At 68.6% G+C, this 19,784-nt stretch carries 19 protein-coding genes; 13 read left to right on the forward strand and 6 right to left on the reverse strand.

Translation table 11 applies throughout. The features are described from left to right. The first annotated feature begins 459 nt into the window (after positions 1–459). The 6 genes from CRP55_RS23850 to CRP55_RS23875 all read left to right on the forward strand — a co-directional run bounded on the left by CRP55_RS23850 (position 460) and on the right by CRP55_RS23875 (position 7,530). Positions 460–1,485, forward strand: a complete 1,026-nt coding sequence (locus CRP55_RS23850; protein ID WP_218854683.1) for an ABC transporter permease — start codon at positions 460–462, stop codon at positions 1,483–1,485. A 31-nt stretch (positions 1,486–1,516) separates the two neighbouring features. After that, on the forward strand, positions 1,517–3,262 hold the full coding sequence (locus CRP55_RS23855; RefSeq protein WP_097322334.1) for an ABC transporter substrate-binding protein: 1,746 nt from the start codon (positions 1,517–1,519) through the stop codon (positions 3,260–3,262). Between the two features lie 162 nt (positions 3,263–3,424). Beyond that, a complete protein-coding gene (locus CRP55_RS23860) occupies positions 3,425–4,402 on the forward strand; it encodes an ABC transporter permease (RefSeq protein ID WP_097322335.1) in 978 nt (325 codons plus the stop codon). A 46-nt stretch (positions 4,403–4,448) separates the two neighbouring features. Beyond that, positions 4,449–5,537 carry an ABC transporter ATP-binding protein gene (locus CRP55_RS23865; protein ID WP_097322336.1) on the forward strand — a complete coding sequence of 363 codons (1,089 nt, stop codon included), beginning with the start codon at positions 4,449–4,451 and terminating at the stop codon, positions 5,535–5,537. A gap of 9 nt (positions 5,538–5,546) precedes the next feature. Further along, positions 5,547–6,605 (forward strand): ABC transporter ATP-binding protein, encoded by a 1,059-nt coding sequence (locus CRP55_RS23870; RefSeq protein ID WP_097322337.1) that lies wholly within the window; start codon positions 5,547–5,549, stop codon positions 6,603–6,605. 271 nt (positions 6,606–6,876) lie between these two features. Further along, positions 6,877–7,530, forward strand: coding sequence for a carbohydrate-binding protein (locus CRP55_RS23875; protein WP_281260806.1), 654 nt, complete (start codon positions 6,877–6,879; stop codon positions 7,528–7,530). Positions 7,531–7,567: 37 nt separating this feature from the next. Here the strand turns inward: CRP55_RS23875 and CRP55_RS23880 are convergent, their stop codons facing one another. Continuing rightward, a complete protein-coding gene (locus tag CRP55_RS23880) occupies positions 7,568–7,966 on the reverse strand; it encodes an Hsp20/alpha crystallin family protein (RefSeq protein ID WP_097322339.1) in 399 nt (132 codons plus the stop codon). 211 nt (positions 7,967–8,177) lie between these two features. On the opposite strand from CRP55_RS23880, the gene dinB reads away from it, so the two are divergent. Further along, positions 8,178–9,359, forward strand: a complete 1,182-nt coding sequence (gene dinB / locus CRP55_RS23885) for a DNA polymerase IV (protein WP_218854687.1) — start codon at positions 8,178–8,180, stop codon at positions 9,357–9,359. On the opposite strand, the gene CRP55_RS23890 is transcribed toward dinB, so the two are convergent. Continuing rightward, complete coding sequence (locus tag CRP55_RS23890; RefSeq protein WP_097322341.1) at positions 9,356–10,771, reverse strand: caspase family protein; 1,416 nt, start codon at positions 10,769–10,771, stop codon at positions 9,356–9,358. The genes dinB and CRP55_RS23890 overlap by 4 nt on opposite strands. Further along, positions 10,768–11,154, reverse strand: coding sequence for a hypothetical protein (locus CRP55_RS23895; RefSeq protein WP_097322387.1), 387 nt, complete (start codon positions 11,152–11,154; stop codon positions 10,768–10,770). The genes CRP55_RS23890 and CRP55_RS23895 overlap by 4 nt, the downstream gene beginning before the upstream one ends. Positions 11,155–11,265: 111 nt before the next feature. Here CRP55_RS23895 and cobF point away from each other — a divergent pair, with 111 nt between their 5' ends. The 3 genes from cobF to CRP55_RS23910 all read left to right on the forward strand — a co-directional run bounded on the left by cobF (position 11,266) and on the right by CRP55_RS23910 (position 13,449). Beyond that, a complete protein-coding gene (gene cobF, locus CRP55_RS23900) occupies positions 11,266–12,015 on the forward strand; it encodes a precorrin-6A synthase (deacetylating) (protein ID WP_097322342.1) in 750 nt (249 codons plus the stop codon). A 3-nt stretch (positions 12,016–12,018) separates the two neighbouring features. Then, positions 12,019–12,429, forward strand: a complete 411-nt coding sequence (locus CRP55_RS23905) for a hypothetical protein (protein WP_097322343.1) — start codon at positions 12,019–12,021, stop codon at positions 12,427–12,429. Between the two features lie 126 nt (positions 12,430–12,555). Beyond that, positions 12,556–13,449 carry a helix-turn-helix domain-containing protein gene (locus CRP55_RS23910; protein ID WP_097322344.1) on the forward strand — a complete coding sequence of 298 codons (894 nt, stop codon included), beginning with the start codon at positions 12,556–12,558 and terminating at the stop codon, positions 13,447–13,449. A gap of 32 nt (positions 13,450–13,481) precedes the next feature. Here CRP55_RS23910 and CRP55_RS23915 read toward each other — a convergent pair whose 3' ends face one another. Continuing rightward, positions 13,482–13,688: a DUF397 domain-containing protein gene (locus CRP55_RS23915; RefSeq protein ID WP_097322345.1), complete on the reverse strand. Its 207-nt coding sequence runs from the start codon at positions 13,686–13,688 to the stop codon at positions 13,482–13,484. Between the two features lie 722 nt (positions 13,689–14,410). Between CRP55_RS23915 and CRP55_RS53210 the strand changes: the two genes are divergently transcribed. Beyond that, on the forward strand, positions 14,411–14,560 hold the full coding sequence (locus tag CRP55_RS53210) for a hypothetical protein (RefSeq protein WP_179855313.1): 150 nt from the start codon (positions 14,411–14,413) through the stop codon (positions 14,558–14,560). 58 nt (positions 14,561–14,618) lie between these two features. On the opposite strand, the gene CRP55_RS23920 is transcribed toward CRP55_RS53210, so the two are convergent. Together CRP55_RS23920 and CRP55_RS23925 are read right to left on the reverse strand one after the other, a co-directional pair. Next, positions 14,619–15,863, reverse strand: a complete 1,245-nt coding sequence (locus tag CRP55_RS23920) for a hypothetical protein (protein ID WP_245923332.1) — start codon at positions 15,861–15,863, stop codon at positions 14,619–14,621. Further along, positions 15,850–18,564, reverse strand: coding sequence for a putative bifunctional diguanylate cyclase/phosphodiesterase (locus CRP55_RS23925; protein WP_179855314.1), 2,715 nt, complete (start codon positions 18,562–18,564; stop codon positions 15,850–15,852). Before CRP55_RS23925 ends, CRP55_RS23920 begins: the two co-directional genes overlap by 14 nt. A gap of 136 nt (positions 18,565–18,700) precedes the next feature. On the opposite strand from CRP55_RS23925, the gene CRP55_RS23930 reads away from it, so the two are divergent. Further along, positions 18,701–19,189, forward strand: coding sequence for a permease-like cell division protein FtsX (locus CRP55_RS23930; protein WP_143234845.1), 489 nt, complete (start codon positions 18,701–18,703; stop codon positions 19,187–19,189). A 55-nt stretch (positions 19,190–19,244) separates the two neighbouring features. Further along, on the forward strand, positions 19,245–19,745 hold the full coding sequence (locus CRP55_RS23935; RefSeq protein WP_097322347.1) for a hypothetical protein: 501 nt from the start codon (positions 19,245–19,247) through the stop codon (positions 19,743–19,745). Positions 19,746–19,784: the final 39 nt, after the last annotated feature.

The raw sequence follows: 19,784 nt of genomic DNA on the forward strand, positions 1-19,784 counted from the left end.
CGCTGGCCGGGATCACCGTCGATACGGTCCCGTCTTCACACATGTACCGAAGATCTTGCGCCGTGAGGGCCCGAACGCCGGAGGAATGAACGGCGGCGGAGGCCCAAGATCGACACTCTCGCGAAACTGTCGTGAAACAGCGGTCTGTTGCGCCCCGGTTGAGAGTTCCATAACTTTGCGCAACAGTACGATTGCCCTCTGGCTTTCCAAATCGGACATAGGAGGCAAATATGAGTGTCATTACGGGTGGTTTGCCCGCTGGAGTGGCAGTTCTGCCGTACTCCCGGTTGGACCGGATGTGACATGGGCCATCCCGAGCTTTCAGCGGGCCGTTATTCATTCGATGCGTCAACTCATTTCCTACGAGCCAAGTTCGAAGTACCTTGCCAACCGCAGCATCCGAATACCTCTCACGCACGGCGCATGTGAGGTGTGTCGTTCGAAGGAGGTGACCGACGCGTGGAACCGCTGATCGAGGAAGCCGAGTTGTCCCGTACTCCGGCCTCGACCGATCCCATGACGGCCGCCGCGGGTGATCACGAGAAGAAGGTGACCACCCGTCGCAAGTCCCCGACGCAGATCGCCCTGGCGCGCCTGCGCAAGGACAAGGTGGCGGTGATCTGTGCCAGCATCTTCATCTTCTTCGTGCTCATCGCGATCTTCGCGCCCCTGCTGGCCAAGCTCGAGGGGCAGAGCCCGACCGAGTACCACCAGGACCTGATCGACCAGTACGGCTACCCGACGATCGCGCCCAACAGCGAGCACTGGTTCGGCGTCGAGCCGCGCCTGGGCCGCGACCTGTTCGCGCGCTTCGTCTACGGCGCCCGGCCGTCGCTCATCGTCGCCGGCTCGGTCACGATCATCACGACGGTCATCGGCGTGGTCGTCGGCCTGCTCGCCGGCTTCGTCGGCGGCTGGCTCGACCGGATCATCTCCTGGGTCATCGACTTCGTGCTGAGCCTGCCGTATTTGCTCTTCGCCATCGCCGTCCCGGCCGTCCTGCTCTCGGTGTTCGTCGGCACCTCGGAGGACGTCGCCGCGGACGATGTGGCCTCGGCGCGTTTCTACTCGCTGATCATCGTGCTCTCCTTCTTCGGCTGGGCCAGCCTGGCTCGCCTGATCCGTGGCGAGGTGCTCTCCCTGCGCGAGCGGGAGTTCGTCTCCGCGGCCAAGGTGCTCGGCGTGCCGACGCACAAGATTCTCTTCAAGGAGTTGCTGCCCAACCTGGTGGCGCCCATCGTCATCTCGGTGTCGATGGCCCTGCCGACCTACATCGTCACGGAAGCCGGCCTGACCTACCTCGGCGTCGGGCTCACCGAGCCCACGCCGTCCTGGGGCCTGACGATCGCGGCAGCACAGAATTTCTACCGGGTCGACCCGCTGTACCTGTGGATCCCGGTAGCGGCCATCACGATCCTCGTGCTCGCGCTGAGCCTGCTCGGCGACTCGATTCGTGACGCATTCGATCCCCGCACCCGACGGTGACGTGGTGACGCCCAGTATGAGAAGAGGAGAAATGGCAAGGCGATTTAACGTTGCCGTGGCGGCCACCGCCGCCCTGGCACTCGGCATCGCGGGCTGCAGCAGCCCGTCGTCGAACAACGACTCGTCGAACGGCGGATCGTCCGACGCCGGCAAGATCACCCAGCAGGCCAACGCGCTCGACCCGAGCGCCAAGGGCCCGGCCAAGGAGATCGAGGGCGCCCGCAAGGGCGGCGTCCTGAACATTCAGGCGCAGACGACCCCGAACACGTTCGACCCGACGGACATCTACTACGTCGACTCGAACGAGATCGGCAAGCTCCTGTTCCGTACGCCGACCCAGTTCGACATCCGTGACGGCAAGCCCACCCTCGTCCCGGACCTCACCGACCTGGGCACCCCGTCGGCCGACAAGCTGACGTGGACCTTCAAGATGCAGCAGGGCATCAAGTACGAGGACGGCACGGACGTCAAGGTCGAGGACCTGGCGTACGCCATCAAGCGGTCCTTCGCCCACGACATCTACGTCAACGGCCCGACCTACCAGCTGTCCTACTTCAAGGACGGCGACAAGTACAAGGGCCCGTACAAGGACGGCGACACCTACTCCGGCGTGGAGACCCAGGGCACCGACACCCTGATCATCCACCTGAAGACGCCGTTCCAGGACCTGCCGTTCTACATGACCTTCCCGATGTTCACGCCGATCCCCAAGGCGAAGGACACCAAGCAGGACTACAAGAACAAGCCGCTGGCGACCGGCCCCTACAAGTTCAAGTCCTACGCGGCCGGCACCTCGCTGGTCCTGGAGAAGAACACCAACTGGGACGCCAACACCGACCCGGCCCGCCACCAGTACCTCGACGGCTACGACTTCAAGTGGGGCGTCGACGCGGTCAAGTCGCAGACGGCCATCCTCAACAGCAACGGCCAGGACGCCAACGCGATCAACTACGACGTCCTCGACGCCACGCTGATCCCGCAGCTGGCCAGCAAGAAGTCGCAGCTGGTCCAGGGCGAGAGCCCCTGCACGATCGTGTGGCAGCTCGACAGCCGCAAGATCCCGCTGGAGGTCCGTAAGGCGATCGCCAAGGCCTACCCGAACGACCAGATCTGGAAGGCCGCGGGCTACAACGACTACGTCGCCGAGCCGGCCAGCACGGTCATGCCGCCGTCGGTCCCCGGCTACGAGAAGTACACCCCCGTCGCCGACCTGACCGGCACCGGCCCCGGTGACCCGGCCGCCGCCAAGGCTATGCTCGAGGCCGCCGGCAAGGCGAACTTCGAGGTCAGCTGGTACTACGACAACCAGAAGCCGCAGACGCAGCAGATCAGCCAGATCCGCGCCGACGCGCTGACCAAGGCCGGCTTCAAGGTCAAGCCGATCGGTGTCGCCACCGCCGACCTGCGTACCAAGAAGGGCGACTACGACGCCCCGGTCAACATGGGCCAGAGCCCGGCCGGCTGGTGCTCCGACTGGCCCGCCGGTGGTTCGTGGTTCCCGGTCCTCTTCCGCTCGCAGAGCATCGACGAGGGCCAGAGCTGGGGCATGCTGAGCGACCCGGCTCTCGACAAGGAGATCAACGACGTCGCCAACCTCCCGGCCGACCAGTCGACCCCGAAGTGGGCCGCTCTGGACAAGAAGGTCATGGAGCAGTACATCGCGATCCCGACGTACTACGACAAGCTGGCCGTCGTGCAGGGCACCAACGTCGGCACCACCCTCGGCGACCCGACCATGGGCATGCCGCTGTTCGGCTCGATGTACCTCAAGAGCTGACGTAACACCTGAGCAGTAGGAACTGGTAGTACCCCGGGGTGGTCCGGTCCGCTCATCCGGCGGACGGGACCACCCCGGGCGCAAAATCAAACCCGGCGTTACCGGCGCCGATGAGAGAACTCCGGGAAACCCACCCGGCGCCGTGACAAAGAGGAGCAAGCGGTGCTGCTGTACATCCTGAAACGCGTCCTGAGCGCGATCTCCGTCGTGATCGTGACGCTGGTGGCCAGCTTCGCGTTGTTCTTCCTGGCGCCGACCGACCCCGCCGGCGTCATCTGCGGCCCCCGATGCACCCCCGAGCGCGTCGCCGACATCGAGGCGAGCCTCAGCCTGGACCAGCCGCCGCTGGTGCAGATCGGCCAGTACATGAAGGGCATCGTGGTCGGCCGCGACTACGAAGCCGGCGGCACCACCCAGCACTGCGAGGCGCCCTGCCTCGGCTACTCGTACACGCTCGGCCAGCCGGTCACGAAGCTGCTGGCGGCGGCGCTGCCGGTCACCGTCTCGATCGTCATCGGCGGTGCGGTCGTCTACCTCATCGTGGGCGTCCTGGCCGGCACGATCGCCGCCCAGGTACGCGGCACGACGCTGGACAAGGGCGTCGTCGGCACGACGCTGTTCGTCCAGTCGATCCCGTACTTCGTGGTGGCCCTGCTGGTCGCCCTGTACGCCACCTTCCTGCCCGACTCGGGCTATCACCCGTTCTTCGACAACCCACTGACCTGGGCCAGCGGACTACTCGCGGCCTGGCTGTGCGTGGGCCTGACGAACGCGGCGGCGTACACCCGATACTCCCGGGCCTCGATGATCGAGACGCTCGGCCAGGACTTCGTCCGCACCGCGACCTCCAAGGGCATCAGCCGCCGCCGCGTCGTCTACCGGCACGGCCTGCGCGCCGGCCTGACCCCCGTCGTCACCATCTTCGGTATCGACCTCGCGTTCCAGCTCACCGGCGCGATCTTCACCGAGAGCATCTTCGGCCTGCCCGGCCTGGGCCAGCTCACGCTGCGGGCCTTCGGCCAGTACGACCTGCCGGTCCTGCTGGGCGGCGTCCTGGTCGGCTCCGTGGTACTTGTGGTGATGAACCTCGTGGTGGACATCGCCTACACCTTCCTCGACCCCCGGGTCCGGCTCGGATGATCCCGAACCGTCCCGTCTCCCCACCCCGCAGCACGAAGGCGGCAGTATGAGCGACCAGACCATCCCGGGACCCTCCACGGTCACCCGCGTTGCCCGCACCCCCGGGACCAACGAGGAGCCGTACCTGGAGGTCAACGACCTCCACGTGCAGTTCCCGACGGCCGACGGACTGGTCAAGGCCGTTCAGGGCCTGAGCTACTCGGTCCCGCTGCGCCGCACGCTGGCGATCGTCGGCGAGTCCGGCTCCGGCAAGAGCGTGTCCAGCATGGCCGTGCTCGGCCTGCACGACCGCCGCGTCGCCCGGATCACCGGCTCGATCAAGGTCGGCGGCCGCGAGGTGGTCGGCATGTCCGACAAGGAGCTGGAGAAATACCGCGGCGGCGACGCCTCGATGATCTTCCAGGACCCGCAGTCCTCGCTCCACCCGTACTTCACCATCGGCGACCAGATCATGGAGTCGTACCGGGCGCACCACAGCGTCAGCAAGCGCCAGGCCAAGGACCGCGCGATCGACATGCTGGGCCGGGTCGGCATCCCCAACCCGCGCCGCCGCGTCGACCAGTACCCGCACGAGTTCTCCGGCGGCATGCGCCAGCGCGCCATGATCGCCATGGCGCTGGTCAACGACCCGAAGCTGCTGATCGCCGACGAGCCGACCACAGCGCTCGACGTGACCGTGCAGGCGCAGATCCTCGACCTGATCGCCGACCTCCAGCGCGACTTCGGCTCCGCGGTCGTCTTCATCACCCACGACCTCGGCGTCGTGGCCGAGGTGGCCGACGACATTCTGGTGATGTACGCGGGAACGGCCGTCGAGCACGGCCCGGTCAACAAGATCCTGGGCGAGCCGCTCCACCCGTACTCCTGGGGTCTGCTGGAAAGCATCCCGGCGCTGACCGGTGAGCCGGCTCCGCTGCACCCGATCCCCGGCTCCCCGCCGAGCCTGCTCGCGGTGCCCAGCGGCTGCCCGTTCCACCCGCGGTGCGAGTTCAAGGACCGGGTGCCGGACGACCTCTGCCGCACCCTCAAGCCCGAGCTGATCTCGCGGACGGCGGACCTCGGCCGCACCTCGCGGTGCCACCTGAAAGACCCCGACAAGGTCTTCGAGACCGACGTCCTGCCCCGGCTGCCGTAAGAGGAACCGATGACCACTGACACCACCACCGCGAAGTCCGGCGTCAAGTCGGTTCCGGGTGCGCCGCTGCTCGAGCTCGACAACGTCAAGATGCACTTCAAGACCAAGGGCGACGGCATGCTGTCGCGCGGCACGAAGTGGGTGCAGGCCGTCGACGGGGTCAACCTGACCCTCAAGCCCGGTGAGACGCTCGGCCTGGTCGGCGAGTCCGGCTGCGGCAAGTCGACCACGGCCCGGCTGATCACCCGCCTGCTCGAGCCGACCGCCGGCGAGATCCGCTACCAGGGCGTCGACATCGCCCACATGAAGGAGCGGAAGCTGCGCCCCTACCGGCGCGAGATCCAGCTGATCTTCCAGGACCCGTACTCGTCGCTGAACCCGCGGCACACCGTCGGCACCATCGTCGGCACGGCGCTGCGCACCCACGACATGGTCGACAAGAAGGGCGAGCTGGCCCGGGTCCAGGAACTGCTCGAACTGGTCGGCCTCAACCCCGAGCACTACAACCGCTACCCGCACGAGTTCTCCGGCGGCCAGCGCCAGCGCATCGGCATCGCCCGCGCGCTCGCGGCCCGCCCGAAGATCATCGTGGCCGACGAGCCGGTGTCGGCGCTCGACGTGTCGATCCAGGCCCAGGTGATGAACCTGCTGGAGAACCTCCGCAAGGAGCTCGGCATCGCGTTCGTCTTCATCGCCCACGACCTCGGCGTGGTGCGGCACTTCTGCGACCGGGTCGCCGTCATGTACCTCGGCCGGGTGGTCGAGGAGGCGCCGCGCAACGAGCTCTACGAGGCGCCGCAGCACCCGTACACCCAAGCTCTGCTCTCCGCCGTGCCGGACATCGCCGTGGTCCGTGGTGTGCCGCCGAAGAACCGCATCCGCCTGGTCGGCGACGTGCCGAGCCCGGTCGACCCGCCGTCGGGCTGCCGCTTCCGCACCCGCTGCTGGAAGGCGCAGGACATCTGCGCCACCAACGACCCGGCGCTCGAGGAGAAGGCCCCGTCGCAGCGCGTGGCCTGCCACTTCGCCGAGCCGCCGGCCGAGTCGATCATCGCCGAGGCGGTCTGACCCGTTGTCCGTCCCGCCCTCCTACCCGCAGTCGTCCCCGGAGCCCTACCAGACGTCGCCCTTTCCGCCCGGAATGTCCGGCGCGGAGGGATACCCGCGGCACGGGGTGGGTGGTGAGGGCCTTCCGCCAGGGATGTCCGGCGTGAGGGCTCCGCGGGAAAGGCCCGGTGGTGAAGGCTTTCCGCCGGGGATGTCCGGCGTGGGGAGACCCTCGCGGGAAGTGCCCGGTGCTGGGGGCTTTCCGCCGGCGGGGACCGGTGTGGAGGGGCTGTTGCCTGAGGGTGCCGGTGGTGGGGGTAGCAGGGTCTATCGCACGCGGGCGCATCGGTGGCGGCAGCGGACGCTCTATGCGCTGGCCGCGGTCGGGCTGCTGCTGGTCGGCTATCTGATCGGGCGGTGGCAGGACTCGCCGGCGCCGGCTGTGGCGCTGCCGCCGGTGCCGTCAGCCGCGGCGGGAGGGCCGGCGTCGGCGGTGGCCGAGGAGCCCTCGGCGGAGCCCACCACCAGTCCGCCGCCTACGCCTACGGTCTATCCGACTCTGCAGGCCGAGGCGGCGGACGAGAAGGTGGGCATCGAGGCGCAGGACACCGAGGATCAGGGCGGCGGGCAGAACGTCGGCTGGATCGCCAACGGTGACCGGCTGCGCTTCGACGACTTCCAGTTCGGCGAGGTGCCGGCGACCAAGGTGGACGTCCGGGTGGCCACCGACGCCCAGGACGGCGGCCGCATGGAGATCCGGCTGGACAGCGCGGACGGCCCGGTGATCGGCACGATGCGGGTGACCCGCACCGGCGGATGGCAGACCTGGCGTACGGACGAAGTGACCCTCATTCCGACCACCGGGAGGCACACCGTCTACCTGGTGTTCGCCCGGGACGACGGCAGCGAGTTCCTGAACGTCAACTGGCTGTTGTTCGGGCACTGAAAAGGCCCCGCGGGAAGCGGGGCCTTGTTCGTCTTCGTCAGGCGACGGTGACCGCCACCTTGCGCGGCTGCGCGACCGCGACCGGGATGTCCAGGATCAGGACGCCCTGCTCGTAGCGGGCCTCGAGCCGGTCGGTGTCGAGGGTGTCGGAGAGGAACACCTGGCGGCTGACGGGGCCGGACGGCCGCTCGGCGACGATCGTCTCGGCGTCCTCGCCGTCGGCGCGGCGCTTGCGCTCGGCGCGGACGGTCAGCACGTTGTGGTCGACCGTGATGTCGATCCCAGCCGGGTCGATGCCGGGCAGGTCGATGTCAATGTAGAAGTGGTCGTCGATGCGGTAGGCATCGAGGCGCGCGCCGGAGCTGCGGGTAGCAGTGTCGAACACGCGAGCGGTGAGCCGGTCCAGGTCACGAACCGTCGCGCTACTGAGCAACATGGGTGGTTCCTCCAGCGGAACTCTCATAAAGGTTGAGCGTTGTGCGCTCAAGTCTGAATGCGACAACAGAGATTCTCGTCGTGGAATTCCCCGAAGGACATGACCGGCGTCACGATCGGACGTAAAGCTTCGTTACATTCCGTTGTCCAACCGACGAAATCAAACGAATATCGACACCCTGCGTGACGTATTAGAACAGGTGTTCTATGCTCTGCGCGTGGCCATTCTGCATGCCGACCTGGACGCCTTCTACGCGTCGGTCGAGCAGCGCGACGACCCGGCCCTGCGCGGCCGGCCGGTCCTGGTCGGCGGCGGCGTGGTGCTGGCGGCCAGCTACGAGGCCAAAGCCCGGGGCGTCCGTACGCCGATGGGCGTGGCCCAGGCGCGGGCGCTCTGCCCCGACGGCGTCGTCGTCCCGCCGCGGATGAGCGCCTACTCGGCGGCCAGCAAGGCGGTCTTCGAGATCTTCCGCGACACCACGCCGCTGGTCGAGGGCATCTCGATCGACGAGGCGTTCCTCGACGTGAGCGGGCTGCTGCGGGTCAGCGGCACCCCGCGCGAGATCGCCGCCCGCCTGCGGGCCGAGGTCCGCGAGCGGGTCGGCCTGCCCATCACGGTCGGCATCGCCGGCACCAAGTTCCTGGCCAAGGTGGCCAGCGCCGTCGGCAAGCCGGACGGGCTGCTCGAGGTGCCGTCCGGCGGCGAGCTGGCCTTCCTCCATCCGCTGCCGGTCGAGCGCCTCTGGGGCGTCGGCCCGGTCACCTCGGCCAAGCTGCGCGAGCGGCACATCGACACGGTCGGTCACGTGGCCCGGGTCGGCGAGGCGGCCCTGGTCTCCCTGCTCGGCGCGGGCGCGGGCCGGCATCTGCACGCGCTGGCCCACAACAAAGACCCTCGGCGTGTACGGGTCGGTCACCGCCGCGGCTCGATCGGTGCTCAGTGCGCGCTCGGCCGCCGGCCGCGCCCGTTCACCGAGATCGAGGCGACTCTGGACGCGCTGGTCGACCGGGTCACCCGCCGGATGAGGCGGGCCAAGCGGGCCGGCCGCACGGTGACGGTGCGTCTGCGCTTCGACGACTTCGGGCGGGCCACACGGTCGCGCTCGCTGCTCAAGGCGACCATGCAGACCCGGACGATCGCCGACACCGCCCGGCAGCTGCTCACCGAGGCCCGGCCGCTGATCGACAACCGGGGCCTGACCCTGGTCGGCGTGGCGGTGAGCAACCTCGACGGCGACGGCCACGTGCAGCCGTCACTGTTCGACGACACCGCTGACGACGGCCTCGACGTGGCCATGGACGCCGTCCGCGACCGCTTCGGCTCATCGTCGCTGACCAGGGCCGCCACGATCGGCCGCCAGCTGGGCCCGTCGGTGCCGATCCTCCCCGACTAAGCGGCCGAGATTCGAGCCGTGCAGTACTGATTCCAGACGTACGCCTTCGCGCTGCCGCCCGGCCTGAGCATCAGCGGGCCGCCGCCCTGGGCGACCGTGCCGAAATCGAGCTGCCGGCCGTTGCCGGCGTCGCGCAGGGTGAAGTCGCAGCTGTTGTTGCCGTGGAAGTCGATCACCTCGATGGAGACCGGCCCCGTCACCGCGAAGGCGTCGGTGTCGCCCAGCGTGGTCTGCACGAAGGGAAGGGCGACGCTGCCCGTGCCCGACTGCAGAGTGGTCAGGCAGCCCGGGTCGTTCACCGACCAGTTGAACGTGCCGCCGCGCTGGATCTGGAACGACATCGGGCCGTAGATCGCCGTCGGCAGGACGATCGGCTGGCCGCTGTCGTTGTGGACCATGGTGACCGTACAACCGGCGTCGTTGCCTTGAATGTTGTCGCGGATCAGAAGCCGCCAGGGTGCCGCCGCCTCGAAGTTGTCCGCCGGCAGCGGTCCGTCCGGCGCGTTCGACGCCGGATCCTCCCCATCGGTCAGCAGCAGCGTGGTCACGACCGCGGCGGCGGCGAGCACGGCCACACCGGCGGCGTACATCCAGCGGCGGCGGCGGGGGCGGCCCGGCTCGGGATGCTCGGCCGGGGCGGCGGCCGGCGGGCGCACCTCGGGGATCGGGCGGCGGCTCCTGGCCACGTACAACTCGCCCTGCATCTCGATGTCGCGGCTGGGCGTCTGATGCGGCGTGCGCTCGCGGACCCGGTCGAAGACGTAGTCGTAGAGCTCGTTCAGGGAGACCCAGCCGTCCTGGTCCCGGTCGGCCTCCCCGGTCGCCAGGCCCTCGACGAGGGCGGAGGTGAAGACCGACGGGCGGCTGTGGTCGTCGGCCAGCCGGTCGCCCTCGAACGCGTACTCCATGGCGCTGGAAGCGGTGATGACGGCCCGGCCGCGGCTGCCACCGGGGAAGTTGTCGAGCACGTCGACGTCGCCGGCCGCGCGCACCCGCACGCCGCGGCTGAAAGCGCCGCCGTAACAACAGTCGAGCAGCAGCACGACACTGCGGGAACGGCTGGCCCGCATGCAGCGCTGAACGAAATCGGCCGACACGGCGGTCGAGCCGAGCCGGTTCGGCCGCGTGTTCGTGGTCGCGAAGAACAACTCACCCGACTCGCCCTTGAGCCCGTGACACGAGAAGTGCAGCAACAGCACGTCGTCGGGGCGGCTGTCGGCGAACAGGTCCTCGATCCGCTCCTGGATCACGTAGGCCGGTTCGTTGCTCACGACCCGTACATCGAAATCCCCGATATTGGGGTCTCCGAGAACGCCGGCGAGCGCCGAGGCGTCGGCGGCCGGCGCGAGCAGACGGCGAAAACCCTCGTGCTCGTACGTGTCGTTGGCGACGATGAGGGCCTTGCGGCTCATGTCTCGCCACCGTGCTTGTTCACGAAGAGATCGATGAGCCGCTGCTGCTCGGCCTCGCTCGCCTCGGAGATCTCCAGTACGTCGCCGCCCAGCTCCAGCCGCACGGTCCGGCGGGTGCCGTCACCGCGCCCGAGCCAGCCCCGGACCACCGAGACCACCTCCTTGAGGCTGGTCGCCGAATTGCCGAGCATCACCAGCAGCGCGCCGACCGCGCCCACCTCGATGGCGCGGGCCCCGGTCGGCGGCGCCTCGGCCGAGGTGATCCGGCGCACGTCATCCACCTCGAGCAGGCCGATCTGGTCACGGACCTGACCGGTGAGCAGGTCGAGCCGTTCCGCGTCGGCGCCCTCCTCGGCCAGGTAGAGCCGCAGGTCATCCGTCAAGACGTCCACCCCCCTCCCACCAAGATGCACCCAAGGTGAGCGGGTGGGAACCGTCCGAAAGTCGACCCCCGCGAGGCGTATCCCGGGCGCCGCTACGGCACACTTGCCCAGGTGCGGAAAATCTGTCTGATCGGGATCGGCGCCGGCGACCCGGACCACCTCACCCTGCAAGCGGCCAAGGCGATCGGGCGTACCGACGTCTTCTTCGTCCTCGACAAGGGCGAAGTGAAACAGAGCCTGGTCGACCTGCGGGAACGCATCATCCGCGGCTACTCCAAGCCGACACGCAAAATCGTCGAGGGCCGCGACCCCGACCGCGACCGCACGCCGGCCGACTACGAGGGCACGATCGCGGACTGGCGCAGCCGCCGGGCATTGGTCGTGGAGGAGCTGATCCTCGAACACCTCAAGGAGGACCAGCAGGGCTCGCTGCTGGTGTGGGGCGACCCCGGCCTGTACGACTCGTCGATCGCCATCGTGGAAGAGGTGCTGGCCCGGGGCACCGTCGAGTTCGAGTACGAGGTGATCCCCGGCATCAGCAGCGTCTCGGCCCTGGCCGCGAAGCACCGGGTGCCGCTGAACCGGGTGGGCCGCCCCTTCCAGGTGACGACGGGCCGCCGCCTGGCCGAGGGCTGGCCCGAGGGAGTGGACGACGTGGTGGTGATGCTGGACGCGCAGCAGGCGTTCACGGCCCACCCGGACGCCCAGATCTATTGGGGCGCGTACGTGAGCACGCCCGACGAGATCCTCCGCTCGGGCCGCGTCGCCGAGGTGGCCGACGAGATCGTGAAGGTGCGTCAGGAAGCCCGGGACCAACACGGCTGGATCATGGACACGTACATCCTGAAGCGCGACGCTTAGGCGGTGACCGACCCTTACGCGACCTTCGAGGACCGCATAGTCGCCGAGTTCGCCGACGGCCACGACGTGGAGGGCATAGCGGCGCGTCACGGCCTGACCGTCCCCCAGGTCTACGCCATTGTGGAACGCACGGTCGGCCCGCCTCCACCGCCGCCGCCCGGCTATTACGCCCCTCACCCGGGCCCCTATCCGCCGCCGGGTTACTACGCTCCTCAGCCGGCGCCTTACTCACCGCCTCAGGGCGGGTACCACCCGCCCGGCGTTCCCAGCTGGGTGCCGAACGTCCTCGACGAGGACGCCATCGTCGCCGAGTACGGCGACGGCCACGACGTCGAAGCGATCGCCCACAAGCACGGCATCACCCCCGACCAGGTCCTCCACGTGGTCCAGCGGGCGCTGGCGGACGGCTCGTAGGAGCCCGCTCGTTCTGGGCCGATAATTCGATCTCTGACCATCCACTATGCTGCAAATCACTCGGCGAGTCGGGGGCGCCGGACCACACCAGGTGCAGCGGCGCTGCGGGGCGCGACAGAGGTGCGTATGGCAAGCGGTCTGGATCCAGTGGTGCAGAGACGGCGTTTGCGTGTGGAACTGCGCAGAGCACGCGAGGCCGCGGGCCTCTCCCAGAAGGACGTTGCGCCGGAGATGGACTGGTCGATGTCCAAGCTGATGCGGATCGAAGCCGGGACGGTTGCCATCTCGGTGAACGATCTCCGCGTGCTGCTCCAGCTTTATGGAATCACCGACGCGGAGCGTATCGAGTCGCTGATCGGGATGGCGCGTGCCGCCAAAGAGCCGGCCTGGTGGTCGTCGTTCCGGGACCCTGCGAAGATGACGACCGAGTTCTCGAACATGCTCAGCTACGAGTCGGCCGCCTCGATCATCCGTAACTACGAGCCGTTGCTGATGCCCGGCTTGCTGCAGACCGAGGATTACGCGCGGGCGACTCTGGCGGAGATGGTGCCGCAGGCAACCGACGCTGTCTCGGACGGCCGGGTCGACAACCTCGTCGGTCTTCGAATGAAGCGCCAGGAACGGCTGAGCTCCCGCATTGATCGGCCGAAGCTCTTCTTCGCGCTCGACGAGGCGGTGCTGTACCGATGGGTCGGTGGTCCGGACGTGATGCGCCGCCAGCTCGAACGCCTCAAGCGGACGCTCCAACAGCCGGACACCACGATCTGGATCGTCCCGTTCAGCCAGGGGCTCTATCAGCGCATGCGAGGGTCGTACGTGCTGCTCGAACTGCCTTCGGCCGAGGAGAACGAAGACATCCTCTACTTCGAGGACTCCCGCGGCGAGTGGCTGATCCGCGACGACCTCGAGGAAACGGCGATCTACCTGGAAGCGTTCTGGGGGATTGAGCAGGTCGCACGGAAGAACGAGGAAGCGCTGGTGCTCGTGGACCGGGCGATGGCGAGTCTGGAGCAGCCCTAGCCACCGCCCGGACTGCGCGGTGTCGATTGTGCCTAATCCGGGAGATTGAACTCTCCGTCGTTGACGCCGGCCACGAAAGCTGACCATTCGCTGCGGGTGAAAGTGAGAACTGGCCCACGTCCTTCAGCCTTGGTGTCACGCACGAGGATGGCGCCTTGATCGGCACGGTATGACACTTCGACGCAATTTCCCTGTGCGCTGCGCATGCTCTTGCGCCACTCGGCGCCGAGTGGATTCATTCTGATCACCTATGTACGTCGGAGTGGTTGCCGAAAGTATTGCTAGATGCTGTCTAACGGTTACAATAAGCGCACGCCTCGCGACTCGCAGCCCATCTGCCTGATCGGTGGTTCGCCGGCCCAATTGGGCCGCGTTTGACTCGTGCGTGAGTTGCCCGCGCGAATGCTACCGGCCAAACTGGGTCGCTGTCCATTATCTGAAATGAGAGAGTCTCGCGATGGCTGTATGGCGAATAGCGGAGGGCGGACTGCCACATGGCAGATTGCCGGCGGCGGACCGCCGCAGTCGGATCGCTCCGAAACTCCGTGATGTTGGCAGGCTGCCGAACGGCAATCTGCCCGAGGCGGATCACTGCAGGCTTTTTGCCGTAAGTCGGTGTGCGGGCATCAATCGGCCGCCCGGCGAATGGCGTTTCGCGAGATGGTAAAAGTCAGAGCGCTATAGAGCAGGCGGGTACTTGGCAACTTGGGCTCGATCTCGCATACTGAGTTCGGATCCGCTGCCTCATCTCTCGACGGCAGTGCCAATATTCGAGGCGGCTACCTCGAATCGAGCCGGATTGTCCGCTTTTTGCGACGGGCAATCCGGCTTTTCGTCGTCAGGCGGCGATTTGCCGCTAGGAATTCCTTGCGATCGTGAGGCACTATTACTGAGTGTCATTGATTCTTCACTTATGGGTCGTGAGTGGAGATCGAATTCGACCGGGAAGGAGGTGCTACGGATGCGCACTCAGTTCATGGATGTCGTGAGAGAGGCGATGGGATCGTGGCCGGCCACATTTCGCCTCTGCCTGATTCTCGTGGTAGCCGCCACGATCACGATGTACTACTACCTGATGGGCGTTCCGGACCTGCCGGGTCTCATGAGGTAGCGGATCCGAGAAGAGCCTCTCCCAGCGGCAACTGGGCGGGGCTCTTCGCCGTGAAGGGTCAGTGGGCGAAGCGGCGAAACAGGTGTGGGGCGGTTGTCAGGCCGGCCCAGATGATCAGGGACAGGACGCCCAGGACCAGGGCGCTGGCGCTGGCCGCCATGCCGATGGCGGGGGCGGCGATCATCATGGGCAGGGCCCGTACCGCCACCGCGCCGCCCAAGGCTCTGAACGAAGCGCTGTAAGCCAGGTCCCGGGTCAGGGTTCCCGGCTGTGCCTCCGCCGCCACCCGGGCGTCCATGTCGCCCTCGAAGGCCGTGGTGGCCAAGCCCGCCGCGAACTGGGCCAGGAGCACGAACGGGGCGTACAGCGGGGCCAGGATCCAGCCCGCCAGCATGCCCAGGCCCCACAGGGACCAGCGCAGGACCGCCGGCAGGCCGAGGCGCCCGATCCAGCCGACCGCGCTGTCGGCCAGCAGCGTGCCGGCGCAGAACGCCACCGCCGCCCCGGCCACCCAGCTGCTTCCGTAGAGCTCCTCCGTGACCGGGACCGCCAGCAGGGACGGGCCGGCCGCGATCAGCATGACGCCGCCGCCGGCCAGCATGAGGCGGGGCATCGGCAGGCGCCAGCCGGGCTTGGCGTGGCGGCCGCGGGCCGGTGAGCGGGGGAAGACCGAGCCGGCCGGGATGATCCGGGCCCGGCGGGCCACCAGCATCACCGGCAGCAGGGTGCCCAGGAAGACCACGAAGATCGCGCGCAGGAGCCAGCCCGCCGGTTGGCCGTCGGGGCCTGTCGGCAGCAGGGCGGCCAGGGCCGTGCCGGCCGCCTCCACGCCGACGATGCAGATGACGAAGCGGGTCATCGTGCGCGGCGAGGCGTCCACCGCTGTCACCTCGGCCCGCAAGCCGGCGTATCCGGCCCAGGCCGCCGTGTGCATGACCAGGATGAACACCGCGACCAGCCAGGCCGGCAGGCCCGAGATGACGCCGAACAGGACCAGGAAGCGCATCGGCAGTTCGACCCCGGCCGCCGTGCGCAGCAGGGCCCGGCCGTTCAGGCGGCTCGACATCCAGCCGGCGGCCGGGGCCGACAGCACCGTGCCCACCAGCATGGCCGCGTTGTACAGGGCGGCCTCGCCCAGGCCGCCCCGGGCCGTGCCCACGAGCACCACGAACGTCCAGCCCAGCGCCATGCCGAACGAGTCGACGACGCCGGTGACCAGCAGTTCCCGCAGGCGGCCGGCCCGGCGCAGGCCGCCGGGGCCGGTGGCGCGGTGGGTCCCGCGGTGGCGATCAGCCAGTAACACGGGCGCCCTGGACGAACAGCGGGCCGGCCTCGTCGGCCGGGACCGGGCGGGAGAAGTAGTAGCCCTGCGCGAAGTGGCAGCCCATCTCGCGCAGCGCCTCCAGCTGGACGAACTCTTCGATGCCCTCGGCCACCGTGTCCATGCCGAGGCTCTTGCCGAGCTGCACGATCGTGTCGGCCAGGGCCGTGTCGTCGGTCAGGGCGCCCAGGCGCTCCACGAACGAACGGTCGATCTTCAGCGTGTCGACCGGGAAACGGCGCAGGTAGGCCAGCGACGAATAGCCCGTGCCGAAGTCGTCGATGGCCAGCGTCACGCCCAGCGCCTTCAGGCGTACGAGTTGCTCCAGATTGTCGTCCGTGTCGGTCATCAGGACGCTCTCGGTCATCTCCAGGCACAGCTGGTCGGCCGGCATGCCGGTCTCGGCCAGGATGGCCGCGACGACCTCGACCAGGTCGGCCCGGTCGAACTGGCGCACCGAGACGTTCACCGCCATCTTCAGCGGGCGGCCGCCCTCGCGGGACCAGGCGACGGCCTGGCGGCAGGCCTCGCGCAGCACCCAGCGGCCCAGCGGCACGATCAGGCCGGTCGCCTCGGCGATCGGGATGAACTCGGCCGGCGGGATCAGGCCGCGCGTCGGGTGCTCCCAGCGGGCCAGCGCCTCGAAGCCGATCACCTCGCCGGTGGCCAGGTTGATCGTCGGCTGGTAGTGCAGGTGCAGCTGGTGCCGTTCCAGCGCGAGCCGCAGGTCGGCCTCGAGCTCGAGACGGGCGACAAGACCGGAGAGCATTTCCGGGTTGTACGTGGCGTAGCCGCTCCCGCCGGCCGACTTCGCCTTGTACATGGCCAGGTCGGCGTTGCGCATGAGCTGCTCGGCGCCGTCCTTGGCGTCGCCGAGCAGGTCGGCCGAGGCCAGGCCGATGCTCGCCTGCACGTGGATGTCGCGGGTCTCGCCGCCGAACGGCGTGTCGAGCGCGTCGATGATCCGCTGGGCGACCTGCTCGGCCTCGCCGGCCGCGCCGCCGGGAGCGGTGGTGATCAGGACGGCGAACTCGTCGCCGCCGAAGCGGGCCACGATGTCCTGCTCGCGGACCGAGGCTCGCAGCCGGTCGGCCACCTGCACCAGGAGCTGGTCGCCGGCCAGGTGCCCGAGGCTGTCGTTGACCTCCTTGAACCCGTCCAGGTCGAGGAAGAGCACGGTGACCTCGCCGTCGGCGCGGTGCTGCAGCGCCTCGCTGACCCGCTCCCGGAACAGCGCCCGGTTGGCCAGCTGGGTCAGGGCGTCGTGGTACGCCTCGTGGACGAGCTGGTCCTGCAGCTCCTTGCGCTCGCTGATGTCACGGGTGTTGAGCACGAGACCGGCCACGCTGGGGTCGCTGAGCAGGTTCGTGATGGTCATCTCGGCTTGGCGGACCCGGCCGTCGCGGTGGCGGACCACCAGCTCCAGCACGGTCGTCGCGTACGGCCGCCCGGCGACCTGCCGCAGCGCCTGGGCCAGCCGCAGACCCGACTCGGGGTCGAGCATCTTGGTGAGCCGCCGGCCGGTGAAGACGCGGGCCGGGTAGCCGAAGACCCGCTGCACCGACTCGCTCTGGTAGAGCACGTCGGCTTCGGGGCTGACCACGGTGACGACGTCGGAGCTGTGCTGCACGAGCGCGTGGAACCGCTGCTCGCTGGCGAACAGCTCGGCCGTGCGGTCGGCGACGCGGGCCTCGAGCGTACGGGTGAGGTTCCGGTTCTCCCGCAGGGTGAGCAGCTGGCGTCCCACGATGAGCAGGATCAGCGCGGACCGCGTGTAGGCGACGAAGAGGTTGCTGTGCCCCGTCTTGGCGTACCAGATGACCGAAGTGAGAAGGGCGGCGAGAACGGCGACGTACGGCAGCAGGATGCCGACCGGCTGGCCGTTGTCGGTCTCCTCCTCGTCACCGGCCGGCGGCACCGGCTTGGCCGCGGCCAGCAGGATCAGCAGGAAGCCGGCGAACCAGCCGATGTCGGTGGGCCCGCCCGAGCTGTACCGGTCGACCAGGCTGAGATAGGCGTACGCCATGTCGGACACCGCGAAGGCCGAGATGCCGGCGCCGACGAGCGCGAGCTGTCCGAACGTACGCCCGTGCCGCCGCTGCTGGGCCAGCATGTAGAGCACTATCGTGATCGTCACGACGTCGCCCAGCGGGTAGGCCAGGCTGATGTAGAGGGCGAGCCCGCTGCCCTGGCCGTTCTCCAGCAGCGGCGACACCACGAAGATCCAGGCGATCAGCACCAGCGAGCAGGCGATCATCAGGCCGTCGATGACGCTGCGGACCCGGCTGGCGACGCCTTGGGCGCGGCTCGGCAGCACCAGCAGGCCGATCGGCGTCAGCAGGGTCATGCCGAGATAGCCGACGTCGCCGGCCGAGGGGAACGGCATCGCGTCGCCGCGGGCCATCTGCAGGTAGGTCCAGATGCCTTCGCCCAGCCCCCAGCTCAGCACGCCGAGCCCGATCAGCCCCCAGCCGGCGCGCATCCGCCCGGTGAAAAGCCGTGCCCGCCCCAGGCAGGCGACGGCGGCCACCACGGCCACGGCGCAGAGCCCGAAGTTGGAGACCGTTCTGGTCACGTCGTCCCCGCCGATGCCGGCGCCGAGGACCACGGCGAAGACGGCGACGAGCGCGCCGGTCAGCGCACACGCCGCATACCAGCGGCGCATAGCGGTGCTGCCTGCCATCTGATCTCCGGTCGTCCGGTGCGGGGGTCGTACTCGGGAGATCGGGCCGTAGCGGCGTCCCTTGAAGGTTTCGGCTGAGATGCGGCTGTGTTCTCGGGTGCAAATCGGGTGCGAGACCTTCTATACGATGCCCGGCGTGACGGAACCCGAAGCTCCTTCCACGCCTCGTTCCTCCCGCCCTGTCCTGATCGCGGTCGCGGTTCTGATCGCCCTCGTCGGCATCCTGGCCGGTGCGGGCGGCGGCGTGGGCTACCTGCTGTACGCGGGCTTCCGTAAGCCGGTCGAAAGGTCGTACGACATCTCGGTCTTCCTTAAATCGGAGGTGACCGAGGCGCAGAAGACGGCCGTGCGCGACCAGCTGGAGAGGGCGCCGCACCAGGGCGAGGTGAAGTTCGAGAGCAGGGCCCAGGCGCTCGCCCGTTTCAAGGAGCTGTGGAAGGACGACCCGGAATTCGTCAACCAGGTGGGCCCGAACAGCCTGCCGGAGTCGTACCGCTTCACCTGGAGGGGCGCGACGTTCGATTGCGAGCCGTTGGCGGCGGTCCGCAAGCTGCCCGGCGTCAACGACCTCGTGATCGTCATGTACCCCACGAAGAACGAGCCGGCCGGCTCGATCCGCTGCTGACGACCGTGTCACTTCGGTTTCGCTGTTTCGCGCATCGGCCCCTACGCTGCCCGGCGTGACCGAGTTCCCCGCCCCGCAACCCTGCGCGCCGCCCGCGCCCGCGCGCTTCAGCACCACGCTGGTCGTCGTCGCGGTCTCCCTGTTCGCCCTGCTCGTGGGCGCAGCGGTCGGCGCCGGCGGTTTGCTGCTCGCGGGCTTTCGGGAGCCGGTCGAGCACACGTACGACGTCACGATCTCGATGATCTCGGCGGCCACGGAGGAGCAGACGGCCGCCGTCCGGGAGGTGCTCGATCAGCGTCCGCACGAGGGGCCGATCGAGCATCAGACCAGCGCCGAGGCTCTGGCCCTCGCGAAGAGGATCTACAAGGACCGCCCTGAGGTTCTCGCCGCCGCGACCATCGACAACGTGGGCCAGTGGTTCACGGCCACGGTCAGGAGCGCGACGTTCGACTGCGGGGCCCTGCCCTCGGCTCGCAAGCTGCCCGGGGTCACGGGGCTGAGAGTCGTCCAGGGCGGCACGGAGAGCATGGCGCCGGCGTTGATCGACTGTTACTGAGCGGGGAGGTCCAGGCCGAGGCCGAGCCAGTTCGCCAGA

It is taken from the genome of Paractinoplanes atraurantiacus (genome assembly GCF_900215205.1).
GTDB classification, from domain to species: domain Bacteria; phylum Actinomycetota; class Actinomycetes; order Mycobacteriales; family Micromonosporaceae; genus Actinoplanes; species Actinoplanes atraurantiacus.